23 protein-coding genes are annotated in these 24,497 nt (G+C 51.9%); 11 read left to right on the top strand and 12 right to left on the bottom strand.

Annotation, left to right across the window (positions count from 1 at the left end):
• Positions 1-39 precede the first annotated feature (39 nt).
• From pilQ to J9253_RS09425, 5 genes are read right to left on the bottom strand one after another with little or no spacing between them, the layout of a single operon-like run.
• A complete protein-coding gene (gene pilQ, locus J9253_RS09445; protein WP_210224336.1) occupies positions 40-2,439 on the bottom strand; it encodes a type IV pilus secretin PilQ in 2,400 nt (799 codons plus the stop codon).
• A gap of 20 nt (positions 2,440-2,459) precedes the next feature.
• Entirely contained in the window at positions 2,460-2,993 is a 534-nt protein-coding gene (locus tag J9253_RS09440; protein ID WP_210224335.1) for a pilus assembly protein PilP, read from the bottom strand.
• Positions 2,990-3,622 (bottom strand): type IV pilus inner membrane component PilO, encoded by a 633-nt coding sequence (locus tag J9253_RS09435; RefSeq protein WP_210224334.1) that lies wholly within the window; start codon positions 3,620-3,622, stop codon positions 2,990-2,992. Before J9253_RS09435 ends, J9253_RS09440 begins: the two co-directional genes overlap by 4 nt.
• A complete protein-coding gene (locus J9253_RS09430) occupies positions 3,619-4,236 on the bottom strand; it encodes a PilN domain-containing protein (RefSeq protein ID WP_210224333.1) in 618 nt (205 codons plus the stop codon). The genes J9253_RS09435 and J9253_RS09430 overlap by 4 nt, the downstream gene beginning before the upstream one ends.
• Entirely contained in the window at positions 4,236-5,288 is a 1,053-nt protein-coding gene (locus tag J9253_RS09425; protein ID WP_210224332.1) for a pilus assembly protein PilM, read from the bottom strand. The genes J9253_RS09430 and J9253_RS09425 overlap by 1 nt, the downstream gene beginning before the upstream one ends.
• Before the next feature lie 246 nt (positions 5,289-5,534).
• Between J9253_RS09425 and J9253_RS09420 the strand changes: the two genes are divergently transcribed.
• The 6 genes from J9253_RS09420 to J9253_RS09395 all read left to right on the top strand — a co-directional run bounded on the left by J9253_RS09420 (position 5,535) and on the right by J9253_RS09395 (position 13,562).
• Positions 5,535-7,985, top strand: a complete 2,451-nt coding sequence (locus J9253_RS09420) for a penicillin-binding protein 1A (RefSeq protein WP_228291558.1) — start codon at positions 5,535-5,537, stop codon at positions 7,983-7,985.
• A complete protein-coding gene (locus J9253_RS09415; protein WP_210224330.1) occupies positions 7,985-8,584 on the top strand; it encodes a hypothetical protein in 600 nt (199 codons plus the stop codon). Before J9253_RS09420 ends, J9253_RS09415 begins: the two co-directional genes overlap by 1 nt.
• Positions 8,584-9,735: a glycerate kinase type-2 family protein gene (locus J9253_RS09410; RefSeq protein ID WP_210224329.1), complete on the top strand. Its 1,152-nt coding sequence runs from the start codon at positions 8,584-8,586 to the stop codon at positions 9,733-9,735. The genes J9253_RS09415 and J9253_RS09410 overlap by 1 nt, the downstream gene beginning before the upstream one ends.
• Positions 9,732-10,571 carry a ferritin-like domain-containing protein gene (locus J9253_RS09405; RefSeq protein WP_210224328.1) on the top strand — a complete coding sequence of 280 codons (840 nt, stop codon included), beginning with the start codon at positions 9,732-9,734 and terminating at the stop codon, positions 10,569-10,571. Before J9253_RS09410 ends, J9253_RS09405 begins: the two co-directional genes overlap by 4 nt.
• Positions 10,572-10,673: 102 nt before the next feature.
• On the top strand, positions 10,674-12,509 hold the full coding sequence (locus J9253_RS09400; RefSeq protein ID WP_210224327.1) for a transglycosylase SLT domain-containing protein: 1,836 nt from the start codon (positions 10,674-10,676) through the stop codon (positions 12,507-12,509).
• A 54-nt stretch (positions 12,510-12,563) separates the two neighbouring features.
• On the top strand, positions 12,564-13,562 hold the full coding sequence (locus J9253_RS09395) for a hypothetical protein (protein WP_210224326.1): 999 nt from the start codon (positions 12,564-12,566) through the stop codon (positions 13,560-13,562).
• Between the two features lie 62 nt (positions 13,563-13,624).
• Here the strand turns inward: J9253_RS09395 and J9253_RS09390 are convergent, their stop codons facing one another.
• The 7 genes from J9253_RS09390 to J9253_RS09360 all read right to left on the bottom strand — a co-directional run bounded on the left by J9253_RS09390 (position 13,625) and on the right by J9253_RS09360 (position 20,468).
• Positions 13,625-15,274 carry a N,N-dimethylformamidase beta subunit family domain-containing protein gene (locus J9253_RS09390; RefSeq protein ID WP_210224325.1) on the bottom strand — a complete coding sequence of 550 codons (1,650 nt, stop codon included), beginning with the start codon at positions 15,272-15,274 and terminating at the stop codon, positions 13,625-13,627.
• Between the two features lie 135 nt (positions 15,275-15,409).
• Positions 15,410-17,221, bottom strand: coding sequence for a N,N-dimethylformamidase beta subunit family domain-containing protein (locus tag J9253_RS09385; RefSeq protein WP_210224324.1), 1,812 nt, complete (start codon positions 17,219-17,221; stop codon positions 15,410-15,412).
• Positions 17,222-17,496: 275 nt separating this feature from the next.
• Positions 17,497-17,670, bottom strand: a complete 174-nt coding sequence (locus J9253_RS09380) for a hypothetical protein (protein ID WP_210224323.1) — start codon at positions 17,668-17,670, stop codon at positions 17,497-17,499.
• Between the two features lie 398 nt (positions 17,671-18,068).
• The gene (locus J9253_RS09375; protein WP_210224322.1) at positions 18,069-18,695 is read right to left on the bottom strand and encodes an exosortase H-associated membrane protein; all 627 of its coding nucleotides are present in this window, start codon (positions 18,693-18,695) and stop codon (positions 18,069-18,071) included.
• Positions 18,692-19,204 carry an exosortase H gene (gene xrtH, locus J9253_RS09370; RefSeq protein WP_210224321.1) on the bottom strand — a complete coding sequence of 171 codons (513 nt, stop codon included), beginning with the start codon at positions 19,202-19,204 and terminating at the stop codon, positions 18,692-18,694. Before xrtH ends, J9253_RS09375 begins: the two co-directional genes overlap by 4 nt.
• A 69-nt stretch (positions 19,205-19,273) precedes the next feature.
• A complete protein-coding gene (locus J9253_RS09365; RefSeq protein ID WP_210224320.1) occupies positions 19,274-19,588 on the bottom strand; it encodes a hypothetical protein in 315 nt (104 codons plus the stop codon).
• A gap of 52 nt (positions 19,589-19,640) precedes the next feature.
• On the bottom strand, positions 19,641-20,468 hold the full coding sequence (locus J9253_RS09360) for a serine/threonine protein kinase (RefSeq protein WP_210224319.1): 828 nt from the start codon (positions 20,466-20,468) through the stop codon (positions 19,641-19,643).
• Between the two features lie 250 nt (positions 20,469-20,718).
• Between J9253_RS09360 and rpsF the strand changes: the two genes are divergently transcribed.
• The 5 genes from rpsF to alr all read left to right on the top strand — a co-directional run bounded on the left by rpsF (position 20,719) and on the right by alr (position 24,487).
• Positions 20,719-21,108, top strand: coding sequence for a 30S ribosomal protein S6 (gene rpsF, locus J9253_RS09355; RefSeq protein WP_210224318.1), 390 nt, complete (start codon positions 20,719-20,721; stop codon positions 21,106-21,108).
• A gap of 24 nt (positions 21,109-21,132) precedes the next feature.
• Positions 21,133-21,360, top strand: a complete 228-nt coding sequence (gene rpsR, locus J9253_RS09350; RefSeq protein ID WP_028489389.1) for a 30S ribosomal protein S18 — start codon at positions 21,133-21,135, stop codon at positions 21,358-21,360.
• A gap of 64 nt (positions 21,361-21,424) precedes the next feature.
• Positions 21,425-21,871, top strand: coding sequence for a 50S ribosomal protein L9 (rplI, locus tag J9253_RS09345; RefSeq protein ID WP_210224317.1), 447 nt, complete (start codon positions 21,425-21,427; stop codon positions 21,869-21,871).
• Positions 21,872-22,004: 133 nt separating this feature from the next.
• Positions 22,005-23,387, top strand: a complete 1,383-nt coding sequence (gene dnaB, locus J9253_RS09340; RefSeq protein WP_210224316.1) for a replicative DNA helicase — start codon at positions 22,005-22,007, stop codon at positions 23,385-23,387.
• A 26-nt stretch (positions 23,388-23,413) separates the two neighbouring features.
• A complete protein-coding gene (alr, locus tag J9253_RS09335; RefSeq protein ID WP_210224315.1) occupies positions 23,414-24,487 on the top strand; it encodes an alanine racemase in 1,074 nt (357 codons plus the stop codon).
• The last annotated feature ends 10 nt before the right edge of the window (positions 24,488-24,497 follow it).

Genomic DNA, 24,497 nt, shown 5'->3' with positions numbered 1-24,497 from the left:
AGTACCGGGCGCGGGAATCAAGCGACTTGTGTGTTTCGCTTAGGATTTACTGTCCACAATCTTGGGCGTGACAAAGATCAGCAGCTCATTATTGCTCTTGCTGTTATTGTCTGTACGGAACAGGCGACCGAGGATAGGCACATCGCCCAGCACGGGGACTTTGCTGGTGCCGTTGGTACTGCGTTCCTCGTGGACGCCACCGAGCACCACGGTTTGACCGTTTTCAACCAGTACCTTGGTCTGGATTTCGCGGGTATTGATGCTGGGAACCCCGGAGTATATCGAGCCAACCGTATCCTGATTGACCTTCAAATCCATCGAAATGTGCTCATCGGGGGTGATTTGTGGGGTGACTTCCATACTGAGCACCGCTTTCTTGAAGGCGACGTTGGCAGCACCGCTGGAAGAAGCTTGCAGGTACGGCACTTCCACACCTTGTTCAATCAGCGCTTTGGTTTGGTTGGAGGTGATCACTCGTGGGCTGGAAATGGTTTCACTTTTGTTTTCCGATTGTGAGGCCGACAGTTCCAGATCCACCAAAAAGTCTTTGCTGAGGATCGAGAAGCCGTAGCTGCCGATCGCCCCCGTCACCGGTAGGTTGACGCTGAGGCGGTCGCTCAGGCTAGGCATGGTGACGGTGGCAGAGCCCGTTGTGTCTGCCAAGGCTTTGGTGGCGCTTTCCCAGTAGGTGTCAGTACCTGTACCCAGTGTGCCTGTACCAATACCGACGCTATCCTGATTGATCCACGTTGGGGTGATACCAAAACGTGCGCCGAGTTCTTTGCCGAAGGAGTCGCTGGCAATGACGATGCGTGATTCGATTAGTACTTGTGCGACGGGTACGTCCAGCACTTTGATCAAATCACGGATGGCGTTGACCTGTGTGGCGGTGTCTTGCACCAACAGGGTGTTAGTGCGTTCATCTACCGATACTTTGCCACGTGAGGAGAGCAGGGATTGCTTGTCATTTTCTTTGTCCCCACCCTTGGATTTTTCGATGATGGCTACCATGTCGGTGGCTTTGGCAAAGTTGATGGCAATGTATTCTGTCACCAAGGGTTCCAATGCCTGTTTGGACTTGATGGCTTCGAGTTCTTGTTGCTCTTTGGCGGCCAGTTCGGCGGCGGGCGCTACCCAGATGACATTGCCGTTTTCACGCATGGCCAGGTTTTTGGATTCGAGTACGATGTCCAGCGCCTGATCCCACGGTACGTCTTTGAGGCGCACGGTGATATTGCCTGTAACGGTGTCGCTGACCACGATGTTTTTGTCGGTGAAATCAGCCAGCAGTTGCAGAACCGCGCGGACTTCAATGTCCTGGAAGTTGAGTGAGAGCTTTTCGCCGGTGAAGGTTTTCTTTTTCTTGCCACCTACCAGTTTGTCTTCTGGCACTGCTTTGAGTTTGTCGATCTGGACAGTGTACTCATTGCCGTTACGCTTGGTGGTGTATTCAAAACCTTCGTGGGTAGTGATACGAATGCGGGCGTTACCGCTGCGCTCGGCGACATCAATAGCACTCACGGGCGTGCCGAAGTCCATGACATCCATGCGCTTTTGCAGGTTGGCGGGGACATCGGTTGCCGCGAAGGTAATGGTGATGGTGTTGCCAGTTTTGTCGTCGCTGATATTGGTATTGGCAGAAGACAAGTTGATGACCACACGCCCACCACCATCTGCTTCACGGCGGAAGTCTACGGCCTGTAACAACGGGGCTGCACTGACAGCAGGTTGTGGGGAGGGCGCAGTATTTTGCATGATGGCTGGAGCCGGGCGCTGGACTGCCGCTGGTTTGGGGGCAACAACAGGCGCGGCTGTTGGCATAACCACGGGTGCAGGCGCGGACGCGGATTTGCCGCCGGGCGGGGTGTACCAAGCGTAATCGGTTGGCAAGCTGTTGGGCACTGGCAATTCCGGCAACGGCAAGGAGGCTGCGCTGGGCGAATGTTCGTTATTCCAGCTTGGCTGGGGCGGCGTTAACGCTGGTGTTGTCAGTTTATCGGGGGCGGCTTTGCCACTGCGGTGCACGCCAGAGGCTGGTGTCGCTTGGCCGTTCTTATTGTCAAACAGCATGACAACCGTGTTGCCCCGTGCTTCGATCGTGTGGTCTACCAAGCCATTGAGGTGTACGACAACCCGAGCCTTGCCTTTATTGTTGGCGGCATCAATGGTCTGGATTTGTCCCAGGTTGATGGTTTTGCTACGGCTATTGGCGTCGACTTCCGTCGCGGGAAAGTCGAACACCAAGCGAGAAGGGTTCTCCATCATGAAACCTTTGGGCAAGGCGACGGGGGAGCTGAACTGCAACTGTACTTCGGTTTTGTTGCCCGCTGCGTGGGCAGAGATATTTTGTAGCTGCGTATCGGCTGCCAATACCAAGCTGCTGGCTGGTGTACAGGCCATGAGAATTGCCAAAGCAACACTTTGCTTTATTGTTTTCATTTTGTTGCTAGTCCTGTTTGTTATTTTTTTACATCTTTGAGGTCAGAAAGGGCAATGGCATTTTCCCGTTCCTTGAAACCACCGAAGCCGTTTTCGACAATTTCCTGTACGCTAATTTTGGTTTCTTCAACTTTATTAATTTTACCGTGGTTTTTGCCAAGGTAGTTACCGGCACGCGCCCGATGGACTGCTCCATCCGGTATACGGATTAGTGCCCACAGTGAGTTGTTTTGATTGATCGTGCCTACCATGCGCAAACTGTCCAGTGGGAAGCTTTCCAGAAACTCGGGAATGTGATTCGGGTCAGGCATGATGCTACTCCCGGCTTCTACCGCATTATCGGGTGCGAGTATTTTGGAATCAAATGGGTTCAGTTCATGCCCAGGGTAAATGAAGCGCACATAAGGCTTCACCTCGGGGATGGGGTCAATCGGGGCTGCGGGTTTGGCCTTGACCGTTTTTACGTATTGCTCCAAGTCACTCATGTCGCTGTTACAGGCGCTTAACAACAGCAGCACGCTCAGGCCAGCGGATAGTTTCAGGGTGCGTTTCATCCTTGCTTACTCCCTTTACTGGCAACTTTATTGGTGGCTGGGGTATCGCCGTTGCTGTCTTCCAGATAACGGTAGGTTTTCAGGATGGCTTCCATGCGTAATCGCCCGGTTTTGTCTTCGGGTTTCAGGTCGATATTATTGATGGTAACGATGCGTGATAGACCAGAAATGTCACTGACAAAGGTTGCCAGTTCGCGATAGGAACCCTTGGCGATGATCTTGATGGGCTTTTCAGCATAAAATTCCATCTTCACTTCGCCTTGTGGCTCAAATAGTTCTAATGCCAAGCCGTTGGATAAGCCTTTTTCGGAAATATCCAGAATCAGCCCCGGAATCTCGGTGTCGCTGGGTAACTGGCGTAACAGGATGCTGAAGGAGCGCTGCATTTCTTCCAGTTGCGCCTGATACTGTGGGAGCTGGCTGGCGCGTTTCTGTTTGGTTTCCAGATCGCTGCGCAGTTGTTGCTCCTTAGTTTCAACCGCTGTCAAGGCATCAATCTCATCGACGATGACGAGTTGGTAGCCCAACACTAGAATGATGATCATGATGACAGCCAGTGTCATTGATTTGATCGACCAGGAAACACTACCGGGGTCATCGACGAGGTTATTGAGTTCGTGCAGGTTCATGAGCCACCCCCTTGTTTAGCTTTTGCCTTTGCTGGAGTGGCCGTCTCTTCTGTATCGTTGCCTTGACGCAGTAACTGGGTGACATCCAGCTTGAAATCCCTCAGCAGGATGTCAGCATCTTTGGCTTCCTGTTTGGTGGAAATGATGTTCAGGTTGGAAGAGCTCAACCACGGGGAAGCATCCAGCCGGTTCATGTAGCTGGAAACCCGCGCATAGGATTCGGCCTTGCCTTCGAGTTGCACCTTGGTGGCTTCCTGTTTGAGGGAGAGCAAGTACATGCCTTTGGGTAAAGCATTGACCATTTCGTCAAACAGATGGACGATTGCCGGGCGGGTGCTTTGCAAATCTTCAATGATCTGCATCCGATCCAGCAATGCCTGACGGGTGGTGTCGAGTTTTTCGATTTCCTTGATCTGCTTATCCAGTGCGGCAATTTCAGTGGCCAGGAATTGATTGCGTTGCTCTTGATTCTCAATGGATGACAGCATGAACTGGTGTGCGCCAAACACAGCGACAGTCGCCAACGCCGCACTGACCCCCACTAGGGTGAAAAACTGCTTCTTTTTTTCCTCGCGAGCTTTTTCGCGCCAGGAGAGAAGGTTAAGACCTGCCATTACTCCAGCCCTCGCAGTGACAAGCCTGCCGCAATCAGTAGAGCCTGCATGTCATTGGTAAACCTGACCGGGCTGACCCGTGAGCCGAGGGCAACCTGCGTAAATGGGTTGATGACCCTGACAGGAATGCCGATAGTGGACTGGATTTGCTCATCCACACCGGGAATACGGGCGCAGCCACCACAAATCAGGATTTGTGACACGCTGTCTTTCTGGCTGGAGGCGTAATAAAACTGAAGAAAACGGTGCAATTGGCGCACCATGCTGTCCTTGAAGGGTTCCAATACCTCGGAAACGTAGTTTTCCGGCAGGTTGCCTTCTTTTTTTGCCAAGCCTGCTTCCTGCCAGGTCAGGCCATAGCGGTGCATGATTTCTTCGGTCAATTGCCGTCCACCAAAGACTTGCTCGCGGGAAAAGGTTAAGCGGCTTTGCTCAAAGACGCTGATACCGGTCATGGTCGCACCAAAGTCGACGATGGCGAGTGAATCGTGCTGACTCAATTCGCTGGTCAGGTGGCGCAGGACTTTTTCCAGTGCATGGGTTTCGGTGTCGACAATATCCACGGTCAAGCCCGCCATTTCGGCCGCTGCCACCCGGACTTCGACATTTTCTGAACGGGTAGCAGCGAGTAGTACATCCACTGTTTCGGGGGAATTGGCGGATGGCCCGAGGACTTCAAAGTCATAATTGACTTCGTTCATCGGGTAAGGAATGTGTTGCTCGGCTTCCATCGACATTTGTGCTTCCAGCTCGGCTTGTGGGATGGAGGCTGGCATTTGGATGATCTTGCTGATCGCCATGGATGTCGGGATGGCGAGTGCGCAATGCTTCAGTTTGGAGCGGCTGTCACGCAAAGCGCGGCGGATGGCTTCACCCACAGGCTCTGGTTCCACGATGTCTTTTTCGTTGGCGACACCTTCGGGCAAAGGGGCAACGGCATAGCTTTCGATCCGGTAATCGCGCCCTCTACGGGTCATTTCCACCAGTTTGATGGCAGAAGAGCTGATGTCCAGGCCGAGCAGACTTTCTTTGCGAGGATATATTGAAAACACAGGCAATTCCGGGGGTTATTGTTATTATTAAAGGTTATTGTTCATATCTTTTAATTATTTTCAGGTCAATGGTAGCGTCGAATCTCAAAATAGTCTACTCTGCCCGTCTTGGGTGGCGTGCTTTCAGATAAACGGGAGCCGTGCGTAAACGAATAAAAGTCCAATGTAGTCATGCGGTTCATCTATAAGTTTTTTCAGCTTGTTTTAGGCGCTTTTTTTGCGCTCCTCACGTTAGGGGCGTTAGGTTTGTTTGCCTTATACTCCCATTATGCACCCCAATTGCCTGATGAAGCCGAGCTGCGCAAAATTGATATTCAGGTGCCTTTGCGTATCTATACAAAGGATGGCGAATTGCTGGCTGAATACGGCGAACGGCGTAGCCGCCCGGTAACACTTGCTGAAGTTCCCCGTAACTTGAGTCAGGCATTTATCGACATTGAAGATGCCCGTTTTTACGAACATCAAGGCGTGGATCTCAAAGGGGTACTGCGGGCGCTGCGCAATGTGGTGTCAACAGGTTCGGCAAGTCAGGGCGCTAGTACGATCACCATGCAGTTGGCGCGAAATTCCTTCCTGGATTCTGGTAAAAACCTCGAACGTAAATTCAAGGAAACCCTGCTAGCCATCAAAATGGAGCAAAATCTGAGCAAAGACCAGATCCTTGAGTTATACCTCAACAAGATTTATCTGGGCAATCGCGCTTACGGGATTGCTTCTGCGGCAGAAACTTACTACGGCAAAACATTGGGTGAACTGACGCTGGCGCAAAGTGCCATGATTGCTGGTTTGCCCAAAGCGCCTTCGCGTTATAACCCATTGGCTAATCCTGAGCGGGCGACGATCCGCCGTAACTATATCCTCAAGCGGATGCTGGAGTTTGGGCATATTTCCCAACTGGAGTACCAGACGGCGCTGAATGAGCCGAATACTGCTGAAAAACACAAGACCGAAATTGATGCCGATGCGCCTTATCTTGCGGAAATGGTGCGAGCGGAAATTGTCAAACGTTTTGGTGTGGATAATGCCTATACACAGGGCTACCATGTTTACACGACGCTGGATTCCGAAAAACAGGCAGAAGCCGCCGCCTCGTTGCGTAAGGCGCTGAGTTCCTACGCCCAGCGTCATGGTTATCGGGGGGCTGAAGATAAGGTTGATCTCGGCGATTTGAAAACCGAAGATGAGATGCGCGATAAACTTTCCACTTACCCGGTCTTTGGTGATTTGTACCCTGCCTTGGTGCTGAGTGCTGACAGCAAAGCGGCTGAGTTGCTGGTGGGTGAGACACGGGTGACACTGGATATTAATGCGGTCAAATGGGCGCGTGCATTCAAGACAGAAGACCGGCGCGGCGCATCCCCTAAACGTGTCAGTGATGTGCTGAAGGCGGGCGATATTGTACGTTTGCGTCAGACCGATAAGGAAAGAAATACCTGGGTGCTTTCCCAAGTGCCAACCGTTGGTGGTGCGTTGGTGTCACTTGACCCTGCGGATGGCGCGGTTCGTGCGGTCATGGGTGGCTTTGATTTCTACCATTCCAAATTCAATCGTGCGACCCAAGCGGTGCGTCAGCCGGGTTCCAGCTTCAAGCCGATTATTTATGCGGCTGCTTTGGCTAAAGGCTTTACGCCCGCGAGTGTGGTGAATGATGCACCGCTGGATATTCCTGGCAGTAACTGGAAGCCTGAGAATTTTGGGGGCAGATACATTGGCCCCACGACGTTGCGGGAAGCCTTGGCAAAGTCGCGTAATCTGGTGTCGATCCGCTTGCTGCGGAGTATCGGGGTTAATTATGCGATTGATTTTGCAACCCGCTTTGGTTTTCCCAGAGAAAATTTACCCCAGAACCTGACGCTGGCTTTAGGGACGGCGATGACAACGCCCATGGAAATGGCGACGGCATACGCAGCTTTTGCCAATGGCGGCTACAAGATTGATGCCTATTTTATAACTCGGATTGAAGACCGCAATCATCAGGTTTTATTCAAGGAAACCTCACCCCGGATTTGTGCGGGTGGGTCTGACGTGTGCGTTATCAAGCAGCCAGATGACAAGGCAGTGACTAAAACGGACGCGGTTAAAAAGGAAGTGTCCGATAAACCCATCTGGGAAACGGCTGAAGTTGAGCGCCCGAAAGTGGGTGACGAAGGGGTATACCCTGCTGCCAAACGTATTCTAGATAGCCGCACCCATTACCAAATTGTCAGCATGATGCAGGGTGTTACTCAGTTTGGCACGGCTGCACGCGCTGGGCGCAGTTTGAATCGTAAGGATATTGCGGGTAAAACCGGTACCACCAACGATCAAAAAGATGCTTGGTTCTGTGGCTTTACCCCGGATGTTGTGAGCATTGCCTGGGTTGGGTTTGATGATATGGCGAAGCTTGGGGAAGGGGAAACCGCTACCAATGTGGCTTTGCCAATGTGGATTGATTTTATGCATCGGGTGCTTAAGGGTGAGCCTTCCAAAGAATGGGAAAGGCCGGTGGATCTCAAGGAAGCAGATTTGGGGCTTGATATCGAGGATAAGCCGAAACGGCGTAGCAGTAGCAGTAGCAGTCAGACGGCTTCTACCAATAGTGGCTTCCAGTACAAAAGCGAGCGTGACATTGTGACCCGCCAGCAAGTTGCGCAGCCGCGAGCGCCCGCACCACAACGTACCCCGGAACGGGTGGAAATTCCCGAGCAGCTTTTCTGATGCGCAATAGCCGCGATGAACTGCGTCACTTGGTCGCAGATGAGGCTGCCCGTCTGCTTTACGAAGACGGGATGCGCGATTACCGGCTTGCCAAGTTACGGGCGGCGGAAAATCTGGGCGTGAGGTTGCAGGGTAGCGCCCAACCGACCAATGAAGAGGTGGAAGCCGCCATCCACCAGCGTATCCAATTGTTCGATGCGGATACCCAACCTGTCTTGCTGCGCCACCACCGCGAAGTGGCGCTGGAGGCGATGGATTTCCTGCAAGCCTATCACCCCTATTTGACGGGGGCTGCCCTCGAAGGAACGTCTAGCCCGCACTCTGCTGTTACCTTGTATTTGGGGGCGGACAGTGTGGAAGAAGTGATGTTTTTCCTTGAAGATCAGCACATCCCGTTCCAGACGCATGAACGCCGCACCCGTCTGGGCAGCAAGAAACAGGATTATTTCCCGCTGTTGCGTTTCTATGTCGATGATGTGGAAGTGGAGCTGATGGTGTTCCCGCAGGATGACCGTTTTGCCGGAGCGCCGATCAGCCCCATTACCGGCAAGGCGATGAGGCGGGCAGATCGCAAGAAAGTGGCGGCATTGTTGGGTTGATGAGTAAGCATCGTACACACTTGCTGGAAACCTATGCTGCTGGCTTAGCTGCCGTTAATGGTGAGCAGGCTGTTTACCGCGCGATGCTGGTTAGAGGTAAACGCGAGCCTTGCCACGTGGTGGCGATTGGCAAAGCTGCCGAAGCCATGTTCAGCGGTGCAGCCCGTTACCTGAAAGGCAATCTGCAAAGCGGTTTGTTGATTACCAAGCACGGTCATGTCAATTCTACTATCGGCGATCATGTACAGATTATCGAATCCGCCCATCCGATCCCTGATGAATCTTCCCTGCAAGCGGGCAAAGCCCTGATCACGTACCTGCAAGGTCTGCCCGCAGAGGAACCTATCCTTTTCCTGATTTCCGGTGGTACATCGAGTCTGGTGGAAGTGCTGGAAGCGGGTTGGAGCTTACCTCGGCTGCAACAGGCTACCCAAGACATGCTGGCGAATGGTGTGGTAATCAGCGACATCAATGCCATGCGCCGCACGCTGTCCCTGATCAAGGGCGGCAAATTGTGGCAATACGTTAGTGAGCGTCCGGTGCGTTGCCTGTTGATGTCCGATGTGCCCGGTGATGACCCGGCGGTGATTGGTTCCGGCTTGCTGTTTCCTGCGCCGCGCGAGGATTTCGACTGGGAAATCGTCGCCAGTAACCAGCAAGCACTAGCGGCAATGGCGGTGGCCTCCTCCTCTGACAAGGGGCTGCCAGGTGGCGTTTCTTCCACTGTTATGCCCGATTTTCTGGAAGGCGATGCTGAAGTTGTCGCCCATCTTTGCGTGGAACACTTGCGCAACAGTGAACCCGGACTCTATTTATGGGGGGCGGAAACCACGGTTCAACTCCCGCTCAACCCCGGTCACGGTGGGCGAAACCAGCATCTCGCCTTGGCGGCGGCGCTTTATTTACGCCCTGATGATAATCTGTTCTTGTTAGTAGCGGGGACAGATGGTACGGATGGTGTGACAGATGATACCGGCGCACTGGTGGATAATGGCACGGTGCAGCGTGGTAAGTCCCAAAACCTTGACCCACTGGCTTGTTTTCAGGCAGCCAATGCCGGTATATTCTTGGCAGCCAGCGGCGACCTGATCCATACTGGGCCGACGGGCACGAATGTGATGGATGTGATTATTGGCCTGAAATTGTCATGAAAAACCTTTACGCCGCAGCTTATGCCTGCTTGATGCAAACTGACCTTGAGGATAAACTGGCTTGTGCCCGTCAGCTCTACGCCGACTGGCAGGCGGGTAATTGTTTGCGTGAAAATACTCTGGACTGCCCGGTGCTGACGATTTCAATGCCGGGACGCCCCGCCAAACCGGAACTTGTTCACCCCAAACAGGTCAAACAACGCAAGCTGACCACCCCGGAAGGGCGACGAGCCTTGTTGCACGCAGTGGCGCATATTGAATTCAATGCGATCAATCTGGCGCTGGATGCTGTCTACCGTTTTCGCGATTTACCAGAGGCGTATTACGGTGACTGGTTACAGGTGGCAGCGGAAGAGGCTTATCATTTCAGCTTGTTGCGTGAACGCTTACGGGAGCTTGATTGCACGTATGGTGAGTTGCCCGCGCACAATGGTTTGTGGGAACAAGCCTGTAAGACGGATCATGATGTGCTGATTCGTATGGCGCTGGTGCCGCGTGTGCTGGAAGCGCGTGGGCTGGATGTGACCCCTGGCATGATGCAGCGCTTACGCGAGGTGGGGGATGAGCCGACCATCGCGATTTTGGAGATTATCCTGCGGGATGAAATTGGGCACGTGCGGATTGGTTCGCACTGGTTCCGTTACTGCTGCGCACAGCGCGGGCTGGAGCCGGAAGCCACGTTCCGCCAGTTGATACGTGAGGTGTTGCAGGGGCCGTTACGTGGCCCGTTTTACACCGAGGCACGCTTGCAGGCAGGTTTCAGTGCGAATGAACTGGCACAGTTGGAAGCAATGGAAAAAACGTGGGCAGAAGATGCCGCTTATCGGGTGAAATAGCCACTGCTTGAATGGCTGCAAGCATTCCCCGGTATTTTCCGGCAGAATTTGCTTCATTGGCCTATATTAATAGGCGGGTTATTCAGTGAGTGTCTTGTCATTATGAAAAAAACAGATCAAACCCTGTTGTCAGCATTGCTGGCAATCAGTCTGCTATGCTTTCCATTTAGTCTATACGCTGGGGAAGCACCAATCCCAGCGTGTGTCGACAGTAGCGCTAAAACACTCAATAAACAGGCCGAACCTTATCAGGCCGCTATTAAGCAAGCAGCCAAGCGTTATGATGTCAGCCCGTCACTTATCAAGGCGGTAATGGCCTCTAGCAGTTGCTTTAATGCCGTAAAGGTTTCCCCGCAGGGCGCGGTTGGCTTGATGCAGCTCAGGGCGGATACTGCCAAGCGCTTTGGTGCGTTGGAGGTACTCAACCCCGACGCCAATATTGATGCGGGAACCCGCTACCTCAGTTATTTGCTGAAACGTTACCAAGGCAGTTTGGCAGAAGTACTGACCGCGTATGTGAGTGATGGTGGCAGACTGAGGGAAGAGGCCACCAAAAAAGCCCCCTTGGCTGAGATTCGCGAGCCAGTTAAGCAATTACTCAGTACTTTGCTCAAGTTGGCAAACAACAAGAAAGCCAATCGTGAGGCACAAGCCTTGCTGAAAACTTGGGATAAATCCGAAGATATTTACCTCACCGCCTTGGCAGCCTTGCCGAGGCCGGATGAGAAAGCGCTTAAAATCTGGTTCAAGTCACGTCTGGCGAGTATCCATTACGCACGCGCGCCGGAGGCGAGAGGCTGTGGTGGTTTCAGCGCAAAGACCCTGCAAGAAAAGGCCGCGCCTTATGAAAAAATGATTCAGACATCCGCCAAGCGCTACGGTGTTAACCCGGCGCTGGTCAAATCGGTTATTGCTGCCGAAAGTTGTTACCGCGAGATGGTGGTTTCCTATAAAGGCGCATCGGGTTTGATGCAGCTCATGCCTGAAACGGCGGATGAGTTGGGCGTGATGGATATTTTTGATCCATCCGAAAACATCAATGGGGGAACCCGCTACCTCAGTTGGTTGCTCAAGCGCTATAACGGCAGTTTCTCCCATGCTATCGCCGCCTACAATGCCGGTGCAGGCAGGGTAGAGCAAGGACAGCCCATTACGGTTTCATTTGTAGAAACCCGTGGCTATATCAGTAAGGTGCTAACCAATCTGACCAAGCTGGAAAAGGGTAAAAAGTCCATCGAGAATGCCCGGTTATTGTTGGCGGACTGGGAGCAGGCTGAACTGGAATATCAGGCTGCCTTGCGTGGCGAAACACTCGCGGTGGCTGAACCACCGGCAGAACCGTTGGTTGAAGGGGAGCAGTCGCCAGTTGAGGGACAACAACAAGTTGCTTCCGCAGATGCGAATATAACTACTCCGTTACCAGCTCCAATGGCGGAAGAACAGCCGGGTGCAACCTTGGTATTCTCACGGAATGAAAAGGTTTCACTGGCATCTGCCCAAGCTGGTGAGCAACCGAATTTCCACCTGATTTCTATGATTGATCAAGACATTGTGCGCGTGAAACGTGTTAGTACGACGGTTGTCGTTCCAGCAGCAGAGCCGTTATTGGTGGAAACCACCCTAGAAGCACCTGTAGCGGTAGCAGGGGAGTCTGTTCCCGCCCCCCAACCAGTGCCGCAGTCGCCATCACCAGCAAACAAGGGTTTGCCAAGTTGTGATGCTTTGCCGCAGTCACTGTTGGAGCAGACTGAAGAGCGTGGTAGTGGGCGCTATGGTGCGTTTTTCTACTTGCCTCAAGCGGGTGATACCGTAGAGCAACTTGCCAGTAGGCTGGGGATTAACCCTCAGGATGTGTTGTTTCTGAATAATATTCAGGCAGGTACAGTGATTTCAGCGAGGCAACATTTGAAAGTGGCCGAGTGTTTGCGAAATTTGTAGCAAGCACTTGTGAAATTTTCAGTGTATTCCGCTGTGTTTTGGTAGAATGCCCTGATGGAAGAAAGTTTGTCATTTGTTGTCACGCTCGAAGGTGGTGCGCCTTCTGTGCAGCTTGTTGTGCTCGAAGGTTACAGCCACCCAGACCGTATTATGGAAATCCCGTTTGGATTGCTGGATTTTCGTGCCCTTGTGCGCAGTGCCCAAGCTACCGGCGATTACTGGATTGTAAACACCACCCCAGATTTACCTGAGTTTCAGGTGGAGTCTGCTATTTTTGTGCGTCATCGTGACGATAAAATCCTGTGGGACATCGTGTTTGAGCACTATGAGCCTTTTCTGGACATTGAGCTTGCCGCCGATGAAGAAGACGATGAGCCGCTGGAAGACTTCGATGAGAATGTCATTACGCTGAGCTTTGACCCCTTTCAGTATGTCAGTGCCCTGTACCAGTTTTGCCAGCTTTACCCGCAATTCAAGCCGATTACGTTTCTGCCGAAGTCTGCTGATGAGAATTTACGGCTGGAACAGTTTCTGCCGCAGTTACATATTTTGTGGCGGCGTTATGGGGAAGAGCATGGTTCGGTCAGTTCCGATGGTTTGCTGATCAGTGATACCGATACGTTTGCAAAATACGCCGAAGAGCAGTGGACGGATGAAGTGCTACGGGCTTTGCTGGAAATGCGCTTTGGGCGGATTCTGGGCAATATTGACGAGTATTTGAATTCACTACCCGGTGATGTGCTTGCCAAGCTGGAAGCAGACAGTGCCAGCATCGAGCAGGCGCTGAATGAGCGTTGGGAGAAGTTGGTTAATTCCCTGACGGAAGAAGAGGCTGAGGCGCTGGAAAACGACCAAAGCCAGAGTAAGTTTCCCAATAGCTTGAAGTTACGGCTGATGCGTGAGTTTCTGGCAGGAAATCCGTCGGTATTGCTGGGTCATGCCCATGTGGCAGGTAAAAACAGCGATACGCCCGACAAGGTGATCAGTTTGGAGTCTTGGAAAAAAGACAAGGATTCTGTCGTTAGTCCACAAAACTCCACTCAAGACGAATAATGACATCCTTTCAAGCAGGCTGCCCAGTGGTTTGGGCAGCCGTCGTTGTGCGTGCGTAGTTCTTAGCGTTTACGTGCCTTGAAGCCAACCGCTAGCAAGCCCAGTAACAGGGGGGCGAGAGGGAAGCTGCCGCCGCCCCCGCCACTGGATTGCGCCACTACTTGTGAGGAAGGTTCACTGGAACTGGTAGAGCTGCCGCTGGTAGAGCTGCCACTAGTTTGAGCACGTGCGTTCAGTCGGTCGATGACATTGCGCGTGATACGGCTGACTTGGGGATCATTCAAACCTTCTGCCCAGTCGATGGTTGGTGCAGTAAATACTGTGCCACTGTTGGCTGTTGGCTGGAAAATGCCCATTGTGCCCCAGCCTTGGCCTGCATGGTTATTATACACTACGCCCGGAACGAGGGATGGTGAGTTGACCGCATAAGCAGGTGTTGTTGCCAGTATCTGGAAATTCAGGGGTGTACCATCTTCTCCGGTGACGACAGGTTTGTTACCGGACATGCTATACAATGCTCCATCAACTTCGTAACCGACTACAGAGCTACTGTTGCCATCTCCGCGCCCGAAGACGTTGCCATTGGCTAATCCTGTGTCAGCGAATACCCAATGTGTGGCATCGGCAACTTTGAAACCGCCATAAGAGCCATCGTCACCAGTACTATTTTTGACGTAGTATTGGACGCCAGACTCGGTGTAATTAGCATAGCCACCATGTTGAAAGCTGACACCTGTAGAGAGATTTTCCGGCCTGTTCACGGGCGATTTGAACCAGTTGGTGGTGACTCTGCTATTGTCTTGCCCATATAAGGGGTCATTATTGGCATTTTTGTAACAGACCATGTGTTTGTTGTCAGCGCTGAAACGCACTTGCCACCACATGGTATTACCACTGAATATTGCACCGTTGCCACCTGCTGCAAGGTAGCTATCCCAATTGTCACGCATCTCTTTGGACCAGTACTCGTTGTGCCCAACCAGAATGACCAGATTGTAATGGCTCAACAATGAAGGGTCGCGATGCAGATCCATCATCGAGGCTGCTTCATAGGCAATGCCCTGCTTGTCCAGCCAAGTGACGAATCCCCGGTGTTCTGCCCACTGACCCCTACCTGTCGGGCGTTCCATGGATACCTGAGCGCTTGCCTGCCCATCGGTGGAGTTGAAGCCATACATGGACTTCCCACCAATCGGGGAGTAGGCAATCTTGGTGGGAAGGCTGTCAAGCACCAGTATTTTGGAATCATTGCCCGGTTGTGCAGATTTGATGGCAACGAATTCGGAATAGCTGCCTTTGCCATTGTTGAAGCTGACTTCGTAAATACCGCTTTTCCAGTCTGCCGGAATGCCGATGGAGTAAGCGGAACCCCAGTTCAAGTCGTCATAGCTGTTGGTGGGTGTATTATAATTGACTGCACCGTCAAATGAGCTGCTTTGCAGGTTAGGGTTGTCATTGCCCGCTCGCCGTACATATACATTAAAACTCGGTGTGGTGCTGGCAACATGCACCTTCAGTTGTCCACCTGTTTGCACGCTGCCTGCTTCGATGTAGCCACAAATTTCAGCGAATACGTCGCCATTTTTGAAATCACACGATACTGCAAACGCACTCGGTGACAGCATGAAGCTGATCAATCCAACTACCCCAGCCAGACCAGTCCATAATTTGCTGGAAGTAGGGTGGATGTGGGTAGGTAATATATTAGCCATATAGTCTTCTCCAGAACTGCCCTTGATAAGGCAGTTCTTTATTCACTTGCCGCATAAATTGTTATTAATTAACGTCATAATTACTAATAATTATGACGTTAAGATTAATTAAATTTCAGTTAATTGCTTTATTTATCAGTTGGTTGTCAATTGTTTCTGCTTTCTGCGAATCTTCAGGCCAAAAGTAATAATCAGTCCCATTAATAGTGAGGTGAGTGGGAAACTGCCGCCCCCACCGCTACTGGTTTGTGCCACGGATTGAGGTGATGTGCTGACAGGTGTGCTGACAGGTGTGCTGACAGGTGTGCTGACAGGTGTGCTGACAGGTGTGCTGACAGGTGTGCTGACAGGTGTGCTGACAGGTGTGCTGACAGGTGTGCTGACAGGTGTGCTGACAGGTGTGCTGACAGGTGTACCCTCTGAATCACTGACGTTTCCGTTTCCACTGCTATTGCTGCTGGACGGGCTTGTAGCAGTACGGCTTTTGAGTTGATTGATAACGTTTTTGGTAATGCGTGCTACCGGCACTTCATGCAAGCCTTCTGCCCAATCAATGGTGGGCGCGACAAAGACTGTGCCGCTGTTGGTTGAAGGTTTGAAGAGACCTAACGTTCCCCAACCTTGACCGTTGTAGTTGTTGTACACAACGCCGGGAACATTAGAAGGTGAGTTGACGGCATAGGCCGGTGTGGTGGCTAAAATCTGGAAGTTGAGCGGTGTGCCATCTTCGCCGGTCACAACCGGCTGATTGTTAACTATGCGGAATAATGCGCCATCGACTTCATAGCCAGCAATGCCGCTTACCCGCCCGAAGATGCTGCCATTAGTCAGCCCGGTACCTTCAAAAGCCCAGTGTGAAGCATCGGCTACCTTGAATCCGCCGTTGGAGCCGTCATCATTAGTACCGTTCGTGACGTAATATTGGACGCCATTTTCCGTGTAGTTGTGATAACCCCCGTGGCGGAAACTAACACCGATGGAAAGGTTTTCGGGTCTGTCGATGGGGGGGCTGAACCAGTTGGTGGTGACTCTGCTGTTGTCTGTGCCATACAATGGGTCGGCGGCAGCGTTTTTGTAACAGATCATTTGCTTGCTATCTTCACTGAAACGCACCTGCCACCACATGGTGTTGCCGCTGAAAATAGCCGCATTGCCACCACCGGCAAGGTAGTTGTCCCAATTATCGCGCATTTCTTTAGACCAGTATTCATTATGCCCGACCAGAATCACCAAGTTATAGTGGCTCAGCAATGAAGGGTCACGATGCAAATCCATCATGGAGGCGGCTTCGTAATCAATCCCTTCCCGGTCGAGCCAACCGGCAAAGTCGCGGTGTTCTGTCCATTGTCCCCGACCAGTCGGGCGTTCCATCCCTAGTTGGGGGGTGGCTTGCCCATTGGTGGAATTGAAGCCGTAGAAGGATTTGCCGCCTATCGGGGAATAGGCAATTTTGGTGGGCAGGCTATCCAGTACCAACACTTTGGAATGGCTACCCGGTTGCGCTGCCTTGATGGCGACGAATTCCGGGTAATTTCCCCGGTCATTATTGAAGTTGACTTCATAAATCCCGCTCGTCCAGTTTGACGGGATGCTGATCGGGTAAGCAGAACCCCAGTTCAACTGTGTGTAACTGTTAGCGCCATAATTGCCTGCACCATCAAGGGAGGTGCTCAGCAAGTTCTCGTTGTCGTTCCCTGCGCGTCTAATATTGACACTAAAACGGGGTGTGGTGCTGGAAACGTGGAGCTTGAGCTGCCCGCCGGTCTGCACCCCGCCTGCTTCCACGTAGCCACAAATTTCGGTGAATACATCACCATTCTGGAAATCACAGGAGACGGCAAACGCTCCCGGCGACAGCACGAAGCTGATGAATCCAACTACCCCAGCCAGCCCGGTCGATAATTTGCTGGAAGTAGGAAGGATGTGAGTAGGTAATATATTAGCCATATAGTCTTCTCCAGAACTGCTCCTGATAAAGCAGTACTTTGTTCATTGGGGTTATAAGCGTTATTATCTTAGCGCAACTCAATAAGTTTGCATTAACTTAAATCATCATTGTTAATGGATTAGTCTTTAAAACTAATCACAAAAACGATAAATAATTATATTTATCAAGTGCTTGGTGTGGATTTTTTCTTTTTATCGAAAGGCAATAAATCAATCTCACTAATAGCAAAGTGAATGGGAAACTGCCGCCACCTCCGCTACTGGCACGGACTACGTTACTCCCCCGTTGCTTGCGGTTGCCCGAAGGAATACAGCGCCGTTCTGGAAGGCATAGGAGACGGCAAATGTGCCCGGTGATAGCCGTAGCGTAACCAGCCCTGCCGCTCCGACGGCAGTTTGGTTGTTAATTGGCTGGAAAGGGTGCGGCAAGGCGTGTGGCTATGAGCCATGAAGTTTCTCCGTGGGTTATGTTTGTGAAAACATGTTGAGCCAAAATTATTTTTAATAGCATGATTAAATAATTATTTTTGGCGGGGCGCATTCACAAACAGACAAACTGGGGAGATTTAGGGACAGGCAGTGAAGGGTATGGCGGCGGGGTGTCTCGGGCGGTTACAGGGCAAACGGTGACAAGCCGTTGACGGTCAGGACAACGTTGAGCAGCACCAAGGCTGCCATAATAGCCATTGCTACGTATAAATTTTTGAGCGAGCGTTCCATTGTTATATTCCTAATAGTTCAAGGTGGTGATGGCGCGAAGTAGACGCTATTTTAGCAGTGTGCTCAAGCCGGAATGCTGCTGTGCACACTGGGGTTTCCCCTTGAAAATCCAATATTTGCAGTGTTTTTAATCATTGTGAGGCTGAGGGTTTAGGGTGTGCTCCAGTTGTGGGGCAAGCTGTGTCAAAAACGCGCGATTTAGGGCAACCCAGATAATGAGCGGCGCAATCATCGGTAATAACAGTGTCCCCACTTGATAGCCTAGGGCAATGAAGTCAGCAAGCGGCGCTGAAATGCCTTGTTGGGTCTGAAACGCTGCGCCCACATCAAACGTCAGGGTTTTGAGTACGCTGAAGGTCATGCTGAATACTTCGGTGGGCAAAATCAGCAATAAGCCCCACAACAGATTTTGCGCTTTGTGCTGGCTGGGCGTGGCAAGGATCAGGGCAGCCAGCAGCGGCAAACTGTAACTGTAAATCAAGGGGTTAAGGTGAAAACCCAGTACATCATCCCCTATGGGCGGGGATATAACAGCACCATTCAGGTCATGCCCAAAATTGGAAGCTAACACTAAGGTGTGACCATCCAGCCTTAGCCACATGAGAGCATCAGGAATCAGCATAGACAGCAGCTTGCCCGTGATCAGGGTGATGGGGGCGAGATGAAAAGTCGCCGAGATGTACCAGACAAAAAACGTCAGCGGAAAAAACACGATGACCCCCAGTATGAAACGGCGTAACGGTTGCTGGATCATGCGTTAGCCTCCGTCAGCTTGGGTGGCGTTGCTTGCCCCGGCAGGTAATGAATCCAGATCAGGAAGACCACCAGTGCATCCAGCATGATTAGGGCTTGCCAGATGTACAAATGTGCCCAGTCAAACAGTTCCTGACTCCATTGCCCCAAGTAAAACAGGCTGATGATCCGCAATAAATTCATGCCTTGAATCGCGATAAAGCCCCAGAATAGCCCGGTGAGTTTGTGCAGGAGTGGGGCAGGGAAGGCGATGATCGCTGCGAGTAAGACAATCATGGCTTCAACACCATTGCAACCCGGCTCAATCGACACCGCAAAACCGTTCAGGGTGCTGCTGACCACTTTGCCTGCTGTGGCAACATTGGGGTCGAAAGCTGACATCAGCCCACCGCTGATATTTGCCAGCAGGCTTGTCCAAGGGAGGATAATGGCTGACTGTACGGGTTGCAGCATTTCAGCCCCAAACAATACGCCCTGCAACAATAGGAAGAATATAAGAAAACGTAACATAGCCCTGTTTCTTGTGATTTTTATGATGGCATCATTTTATCTGATTTTAGGGCTAAAAGGTAGCCTTGGTTATGCTTGCCGTACCGGAACATTGCCAATGGTGGGCGGTTCTTTGTTGCAAGTGCCGCAGCGTCGTTGGGTGGCGCATTCATTTTTCATGAGGCAATGCCCGATCCAGAACAGGATGGCACCGCACAGGATGCAGATTGAAAAGAATATCCAGTTAATATCCTGCTGGCGTTGAAACTGGAGTACTGCACTTAGCCCACCAATCCCCACCAGTAAAGCCAGAGCCACCCATTTGGCACTGCGCATGAAGTAAAAGACCAGTGATTGCTCACAATCAAGATTTTTTGCGGTAATACATTTAACGTGTTTTTTCATGGTTTCGATACTCCTAGTCTAAAAACAAACGCACGGTTTGTCTCACACTCGTCTATTTTTGTTTTATGTCCTGCAACAATCGTACCACTATATTGGTTGACTGTAGCCTGTTTTCGGGGAACTTTGCCAGTAACCCGTTGACCAGTGGCTGATAAGCGTGCAGTGTAGCAGGTAGCAGAGGAATGGGGGCAATTGCCTGTTTTTTCAAGAGTTCTTCTAGCGATGTTGATTCATAGGGTTTGTGACCAACCAGTAATTCATACAGTATTACCCCTAGGGCGTAGAGGTCGGTGCGTTCATCCGGGGGGTCGCCGATAATGCGTTCCGGGCTGATGTAATAGGGGGTGCAATAGATTTCATCTTCACGCATAAACCCCGTGGCTACCAGCAGGCGGGTTTCCAGTCCAAAGTCCAGTAGCGCCAGGGAGTTATCGTTGCGTACCAGTATGTTGGAGGTTTTGAGATCCTGATGCAGCAGGCCGATGCCGTGAATTTCACCCAGAGCCAAGGTAATCTCAGTAAACCACTGCAAGGCTTGTTCCAGCGGGGGCAGTGGCATCAGGGACAGTTGCCGCCGCAAGGTATGACCGGGCACATATTCCATGATCATGTATAACGCCCCGGCTAACAAACCCGCATCAATGGGTCTTACCAAGCCGCGATGTGCCAGCAAACCCAGTGCCAAGCTTTCCATGAGGAATTCATCGACCAAGTACTGATCCAGCTTGCTGGCATCGAATTTAAAGCGTTTGATCACCACAGGCTGACCGCCCGGAGCGCTGGCCAATACAATGATGGCATTTTCGCTTTCGTGCAGTACTTGCAATAAGTGGTGACCCGGTAAAGCCAACGGATACCGCGCCAGTGCTGGATGGTTCACGTGGGTATTCCTGTGGTCGTAATCATTTGCCCTCGCCTTCCTTTATTTTCTGATGATTCCCATTCGGGTAGTGTAGGCTATGGCAGGCGGGTATGTCGCTTCCCTTATTGGCGTCGCTGAAATTCAATCCAATGTCAATTGACAAAGCCCCTCTGCTTCAAGGATAATTCCGCGCTTTTCTATGGGCTATTGCCCTTGGATCCTTGCCTCACCGTTAGCGGGAGGCTGTTTAACCCGAAAGGAAACCGTCATGAGACATTATGAAGTTGTTTTCCTGGTCCACCCGGATCAGAGCGAACAGGTACCTGCGATGGTAGAACGTTACCGTAGTATGGTACAAGAAAGCGGTGGTGCTATCCACCGTCTGGAAGATTGGGGTCGCCGTCAACTGGCTTACCCAATCAACAAGCTGCATAAAGCACATTATGTGCTGATGAATATCGAATGTGGCGCGGAAACACTGGCTGAACTGGAAAGCATTTTCCGTTTCAACGACGCGGTTATCCGTAATGTCACCATGCGCTGTGACAAGGCTGTTACCGAACCTTCCCCGCTGAGAAAAGACGCGGAAGCTCGCCCTGCCAAGCGTATGCGTGAAGAAACCCTGTCTGATGATGATGATTCATCTGACGACGAATAATTACGGTTGATCTGGAGATAGTTTATGTCACGTCAATTCCGCCGCAAAAAATACTGCCGTTTCACGGCTGAAAAGATCACCGAGATTGATTACAAAGATCTCGATATCCTGAAAAGCTTTATCACCGAAACCGGCAAAATCGTCCCTAGCCGCATTACCGGCACCAAAGCGATTTATCAGCGCCAACTGGCAACTGCCATCAAGCGGGCACGTTTCCTCGCGCTGCTGCCATACACGGATCAGCACAAATAAAGTGCTGTAAACAGTCAACTTACGCACAAATGCTCGATGTTTGTGCGCAGACAAGGTGAGAACGATGGAAATCATTCTTCTGAAAAAAGTAGAAAACTTGGGAAGTTTGGGCAGTGTTGTGTCCGTGCGTCCTGGTTATGCCCGTAACTACCTGATCCCGCAAGGCAGAGCCCAAATGGCAACTAAAGCCAACAAGGAAGCCTTCGAGGTGCGTCGTGCGGAACTGGAAGCTGAAGCCGAAGCAATTCTGGCTGCTGCTCAAGCACGTCGTGACCAACTGGCTGATATGGTTCTGACCATCACCAGCAAAGCGGGTAACGAAGGCAAGTTGTTTGGTTCTGTATCGAACATTGAAATTGCTGAAGCCATTATGGCTGCTGGCATTACGGTAGAGCGTCGCGAAATCCGTATGCCGGATGGTGCGCTGCGCCACTTGGGTGAATTTGAAGTCGGCGTACATTTGCACGCTGAAGTCGATACTACCATCAAGGTCGTGGTTGAAGCGGAATAATTCCTGCTTTAACAATGCCTTGTGATAAATGCCCCGTTGTGCTTGATTGCGCTGCGGGGCATTTTTATTTATCCACAGCTTTCCCACTGTTCTATCCCTAACGCTTGCCCGCAATTTTGGGTAAACTCGCCGTATGGCAGACTCATACGAATCACTTAAAATTCCCCCCCATTCCATCGAAGCCGAACAATCTGTTCTGGGCGGCTTGTTGCTGAGTGGCTTGGCAAACGACAGCACGGCGTGGGATACCATCGCCGATAAAGTGACGGAGGGCGACTTCTACCGGCAAGATCACCGCCTGATTTTCCGCGCGATTGCTGATTTGGTGGAAGACAGCAAACCGCTGGATCTGGTCACCGTGTCTGAATGGCTCAAGCAGCGCGGTGAGTTGGAACATGCGGGTGGCTTTGCATACCTCGCTACGATGGCAAAAGACACGCCGAGTGCCGCCAATATCAAGGCTTATGCCGAAATCGTCCGCGAAAAATCCGTGCTGCGCCAGCTCATCACGGTGGGGACGGGGATTGCTGATTCCGCATTCACCGCGCAAGGCCGCCCTACGAAAGAGTTGCTGGACGAGGCTGAACAGAAAGTTTTCAAAATTGCCGAGCAGGGAACCCGGCAAGGGCAAGTATTCAAGCCGCTAAAAGGCTTGCTCAAAGTCACGTTGGCGCACATTGAAGAAATGAGCAAGCTCGACAGCAATGTCACGGGCGTTTCGACCGGATACCACGATCTGGATGAGATGACCTCGGGCTTGCAGAAGGGGGATTTGGTGATCGTGGCGGGGCGGCCGTCGATGGGCAAAACTACGTTTTCGATGAATATCGCCGAATATGCCGCTGCCCACAAAAAACTTCCCACCGCTATTTTCAGTATGGAGATGCCCGCTGAACAGCTTACCCTGCGTCTGCTGTCATCCATGGGGCGGGTTGACCAGACTCGGATTCGGACAGGTAAATTGACCGACGAAGATTGGCCGCGTATCGCCACTGCCGTCAAAATTTTCAATGATGTGCCGATGTTCATTGACGATAGCCCAGCACTTTCGCCGACGGAAGTCCGCGCCCGCGCCCGGCGTTTAATGCGTGAGCATGGGCAGCTTGGCCTGATCGTGCTGGACTACCTGCAACTGATGCAGGTAGGCGGCAGCTCGGATAACCGTACTGCTGAAATTTCGGAAATTTCCCGCTCCCTCAAGTCCTTGGCGAAAGAGCTGTCAGTACCCGTCATTGCGCTGTCACAGCTTAACCGCAGTCTGGAACAGCGCCCCAATAAGCGTCCGGTGATGTCGGATTTACGCGAATCGGGCGCGATTGAACAGGATGCTGACTTAATCATCTTCATCTACCGCGATGAGGTCTACAACCCTGAATCCCCTGACAAAGGAACGGCAGAAATCATCATCGCCAAGCAGCGTAATGGCCCGATTGGCAGTGTGCGTTTAACGTTTCTCGGCAAATACACCCGTTTCGAGAATTTTACCCCTGACATTTACACTTCAGGATTTGAATAATTGCTGCAAACCGCTACACTGCCCGCATGAAACGATCAGCCTGCGCCACCATCGACACCGCTGCCTTGCGGCATAATCTTGCCCGCTGCCGCGCGGTTGCGCCCAACAGTTTGGCAATGGCCGTCATTAAGGCTGACGCTTACGGGCATAACATGCTCAAGACGGCGGAAACCCTGAGCCATGCCAACGGTTTCGCGGTGTCTTGCCTTCAGGAGGCGATTGAATTGCGTCAGGCGCGTTTCATCCACCCCATCCTGGTGTTGCAAGGCTTCAACACCTTGCAAGGCATGAAAGCAGCGGCGGAACACCGGTTGCGGGTGGTGCTCCACGACTTGTCGCAGCTTGAATTGCTGGATAGCGCCCCGGCTTCCATCAAACTGGATGTTGCGCTGAAACTCGATACCGGAATGCACCGGTTGGGGTTTCCGGTGGAACAGGCGCATCACCTGTTCGAGCGGCTGGGAAAACACCCGAATATCAAGCCGACCCCGTGGCTGATGACGCACATGGCCTGTGCCGATGAGCTGGATAACCCGCAAACCCCGCTACAACTGGAACGCTTTACCAAGTACACCGATGGTTTGCGTGCGCCCCGTAGTGTTGGTAATTCAGCCAGTATTCTCGGTTGGCCGCAGACACATGTTAACTGGGTGCGCCCTGGCATCATGTTGTATGGTTCCTCACCCTTTGCCAATGGTGATGCCAAGCGTGACGGTTTGCGGCCTGTCATGACCTTGACTGCGCCGTTGGTTGCTGTGCATACCATTGCCAAGGGCGAAAGCATTGGCTATGGCGCAAGCTGGACTTGCCCGGAAGATACCCGTACCGGCGTGGTGGCGATTGGTTATGCTGATGGCTACCCACGTCATGCCCCAACAGGCACGCCCGTTTGGGTCAATGGCAAACAAACCCGGCTCTTGGGGCGCGTCTCGATGGACATGATCGTGATCGACCTGACCGCTATCGAAGCGCGGGTCGGTGATCAGGTGGAGTTATGGGGCAAGCACCTTTCTGTTGACCGTATTGCGCAAGCGGCGGGAACTATTAGCTATGAAATCCTGTGCAATGCAGGAAATCTTTGTAAGCATGAATATATTTGATGAAATAAGT

This window comes from Thiothrix litoralis (assembly GCF_017901135.1).
GTDB classification, from domain to species: domain Bacteria; phylum Pseudomonadota; class Gammaproteobacteria; order Thiotrichales; family Thiotrichaceae; genus Thiothrix; species Thiothrix litoralis.
Note: the sequence above shows the minus strand (reverse complement) of the source record. Positions and strands in the feature narration are given on the sequence as shown.

Coding starts and splice junctions, on each gene's coding strand:
- rpsR (WP_028489389.1), top strand. CDS start 21,133: ATGTCACGTCAATTCCGCCGCAAAAAATACTGCCGTTTCACGGCTGAA.
- J9253_RS09415 (WP_210224330.1), top strand. CDS start 7,985: ATGCGCAATAGCCGCGATGAACTGCGTCACTTGGTCGCAGATGAGGCT.
- J9253_RS09435 (WP_210224334.1), bottom strand. CDS start 3,622: ATGAACCTGCACGAACTCAATAACCTCGTCGATGACCCCGGTAGTGTT.
- J9253_RS09410 (WP_210224329.1), top strand. CDS start 8,584: ATGAGTAAGCATCGTACACACTTGCTGGAAACCTATGCTGCTGGCTTA.
- dnaB (WP_210224316.1), top strand. CDS start 22,005: ATGGCAGACTCATACGAATCACTTAAAATTCCCCCCCATTCCATCGAA.
- J9253_RS09430 (WP_210224333.1), bottom strand. CDS start 4,236: ATGGCAGGTCTTAACCTTCTCTCCTGGCGCGAAAAAGCTCGCGAGGAA.
- J9253_RS09405 (WP_210224328.1), top strand. CDS start 9,732: ATGAAAAACCTTTACGCCGCAGCTTATGCCTGCTTGATGCAAACTGAC.
- rplI (WP_210224317.1), top strand. CDS start 21,425: ATGGAAATCATTCTTCTGAAAAAAGTAGAAAACTTGGGAAGTTTGGGC.
- J9253_RS09380 (WP_210224323.1), bottom strand. CDS start 17,670: ATGGCTCATAGCCACACGCCTTGCCGCACCCTTTCCAGCCAATTAACA.
- J9253_RS09400 (WP_210224327.1), top strand. CDS start 10,674: ATGAAAAAAACAGATCAAACCCTGTTGTCAGCATTGCTGGCAATCAGT.
- J9253_RS09375 (WP_210224322.1), bottom strand. CDS start 18,695: ATGATCCAGCAACCGTTACGCCGTTTCATACTGGGGGTCATCGTGTTT.
- J9253_RS09440 (WP_210224335.1), bottom strand. CDS start 2,993: ATGAAACGCACCCTGAAACTATCCGCTGGCCTGAGCGTGCTGCTGTTG.
- J9253_RS09390 (WP_210224325.1), bottom strand. CDS start 15,274: ATGGCTAATATATTACCTACCCACATCCACCCTACTTCCAGCAAATTA.
- J9253_RS09365 (WP_210224320.1), bottom strand. CDS start 19,588: ATGAAAAAACACGTTAAATGTATTACCGCAAAAAATCTTGATTGTGAG.
- rpsF (WP_210224318.1), top strand. CDS start 20,719: ATGAGACATTATGAAGTTGTTTTCCTGGTCCACCCGGATCAGAGCGAA.
- alr (WP_210224315.1), top strand. CDS start 23,414: ATGAAACGATCAGCCTGCGCCACCATCGACACCGCTGCCTTGCGGCAT.
- pilQ (WP_210224336.1), bottom strand. CDS start 2,439: ATGAAAACAATAAAGCAAAGTGTTGCTTTGGCAATTCTCATGGCCTGT.
- J9253_RS09385 (WP_210224324.1), bottom strand. CDS start 17,221: ATGGCTAATATATTACCTACTCACATCCTTCCTACTTCCAGCAAATTA.
- J9253_RS09395 (WP_210224326.1), top strand. CDS start 12,564: ATGGAAGAAAGTTTGTCATTTGTTGTCACGCTCGAAGGTGGTGCGCCT.
- xrtH (WP_210224321.1), bottom strand. CDS start 19,204: ATGTTACGTTTTCTTATATTCTTCCTATTGTTGCAGGGCGTATTGTTT.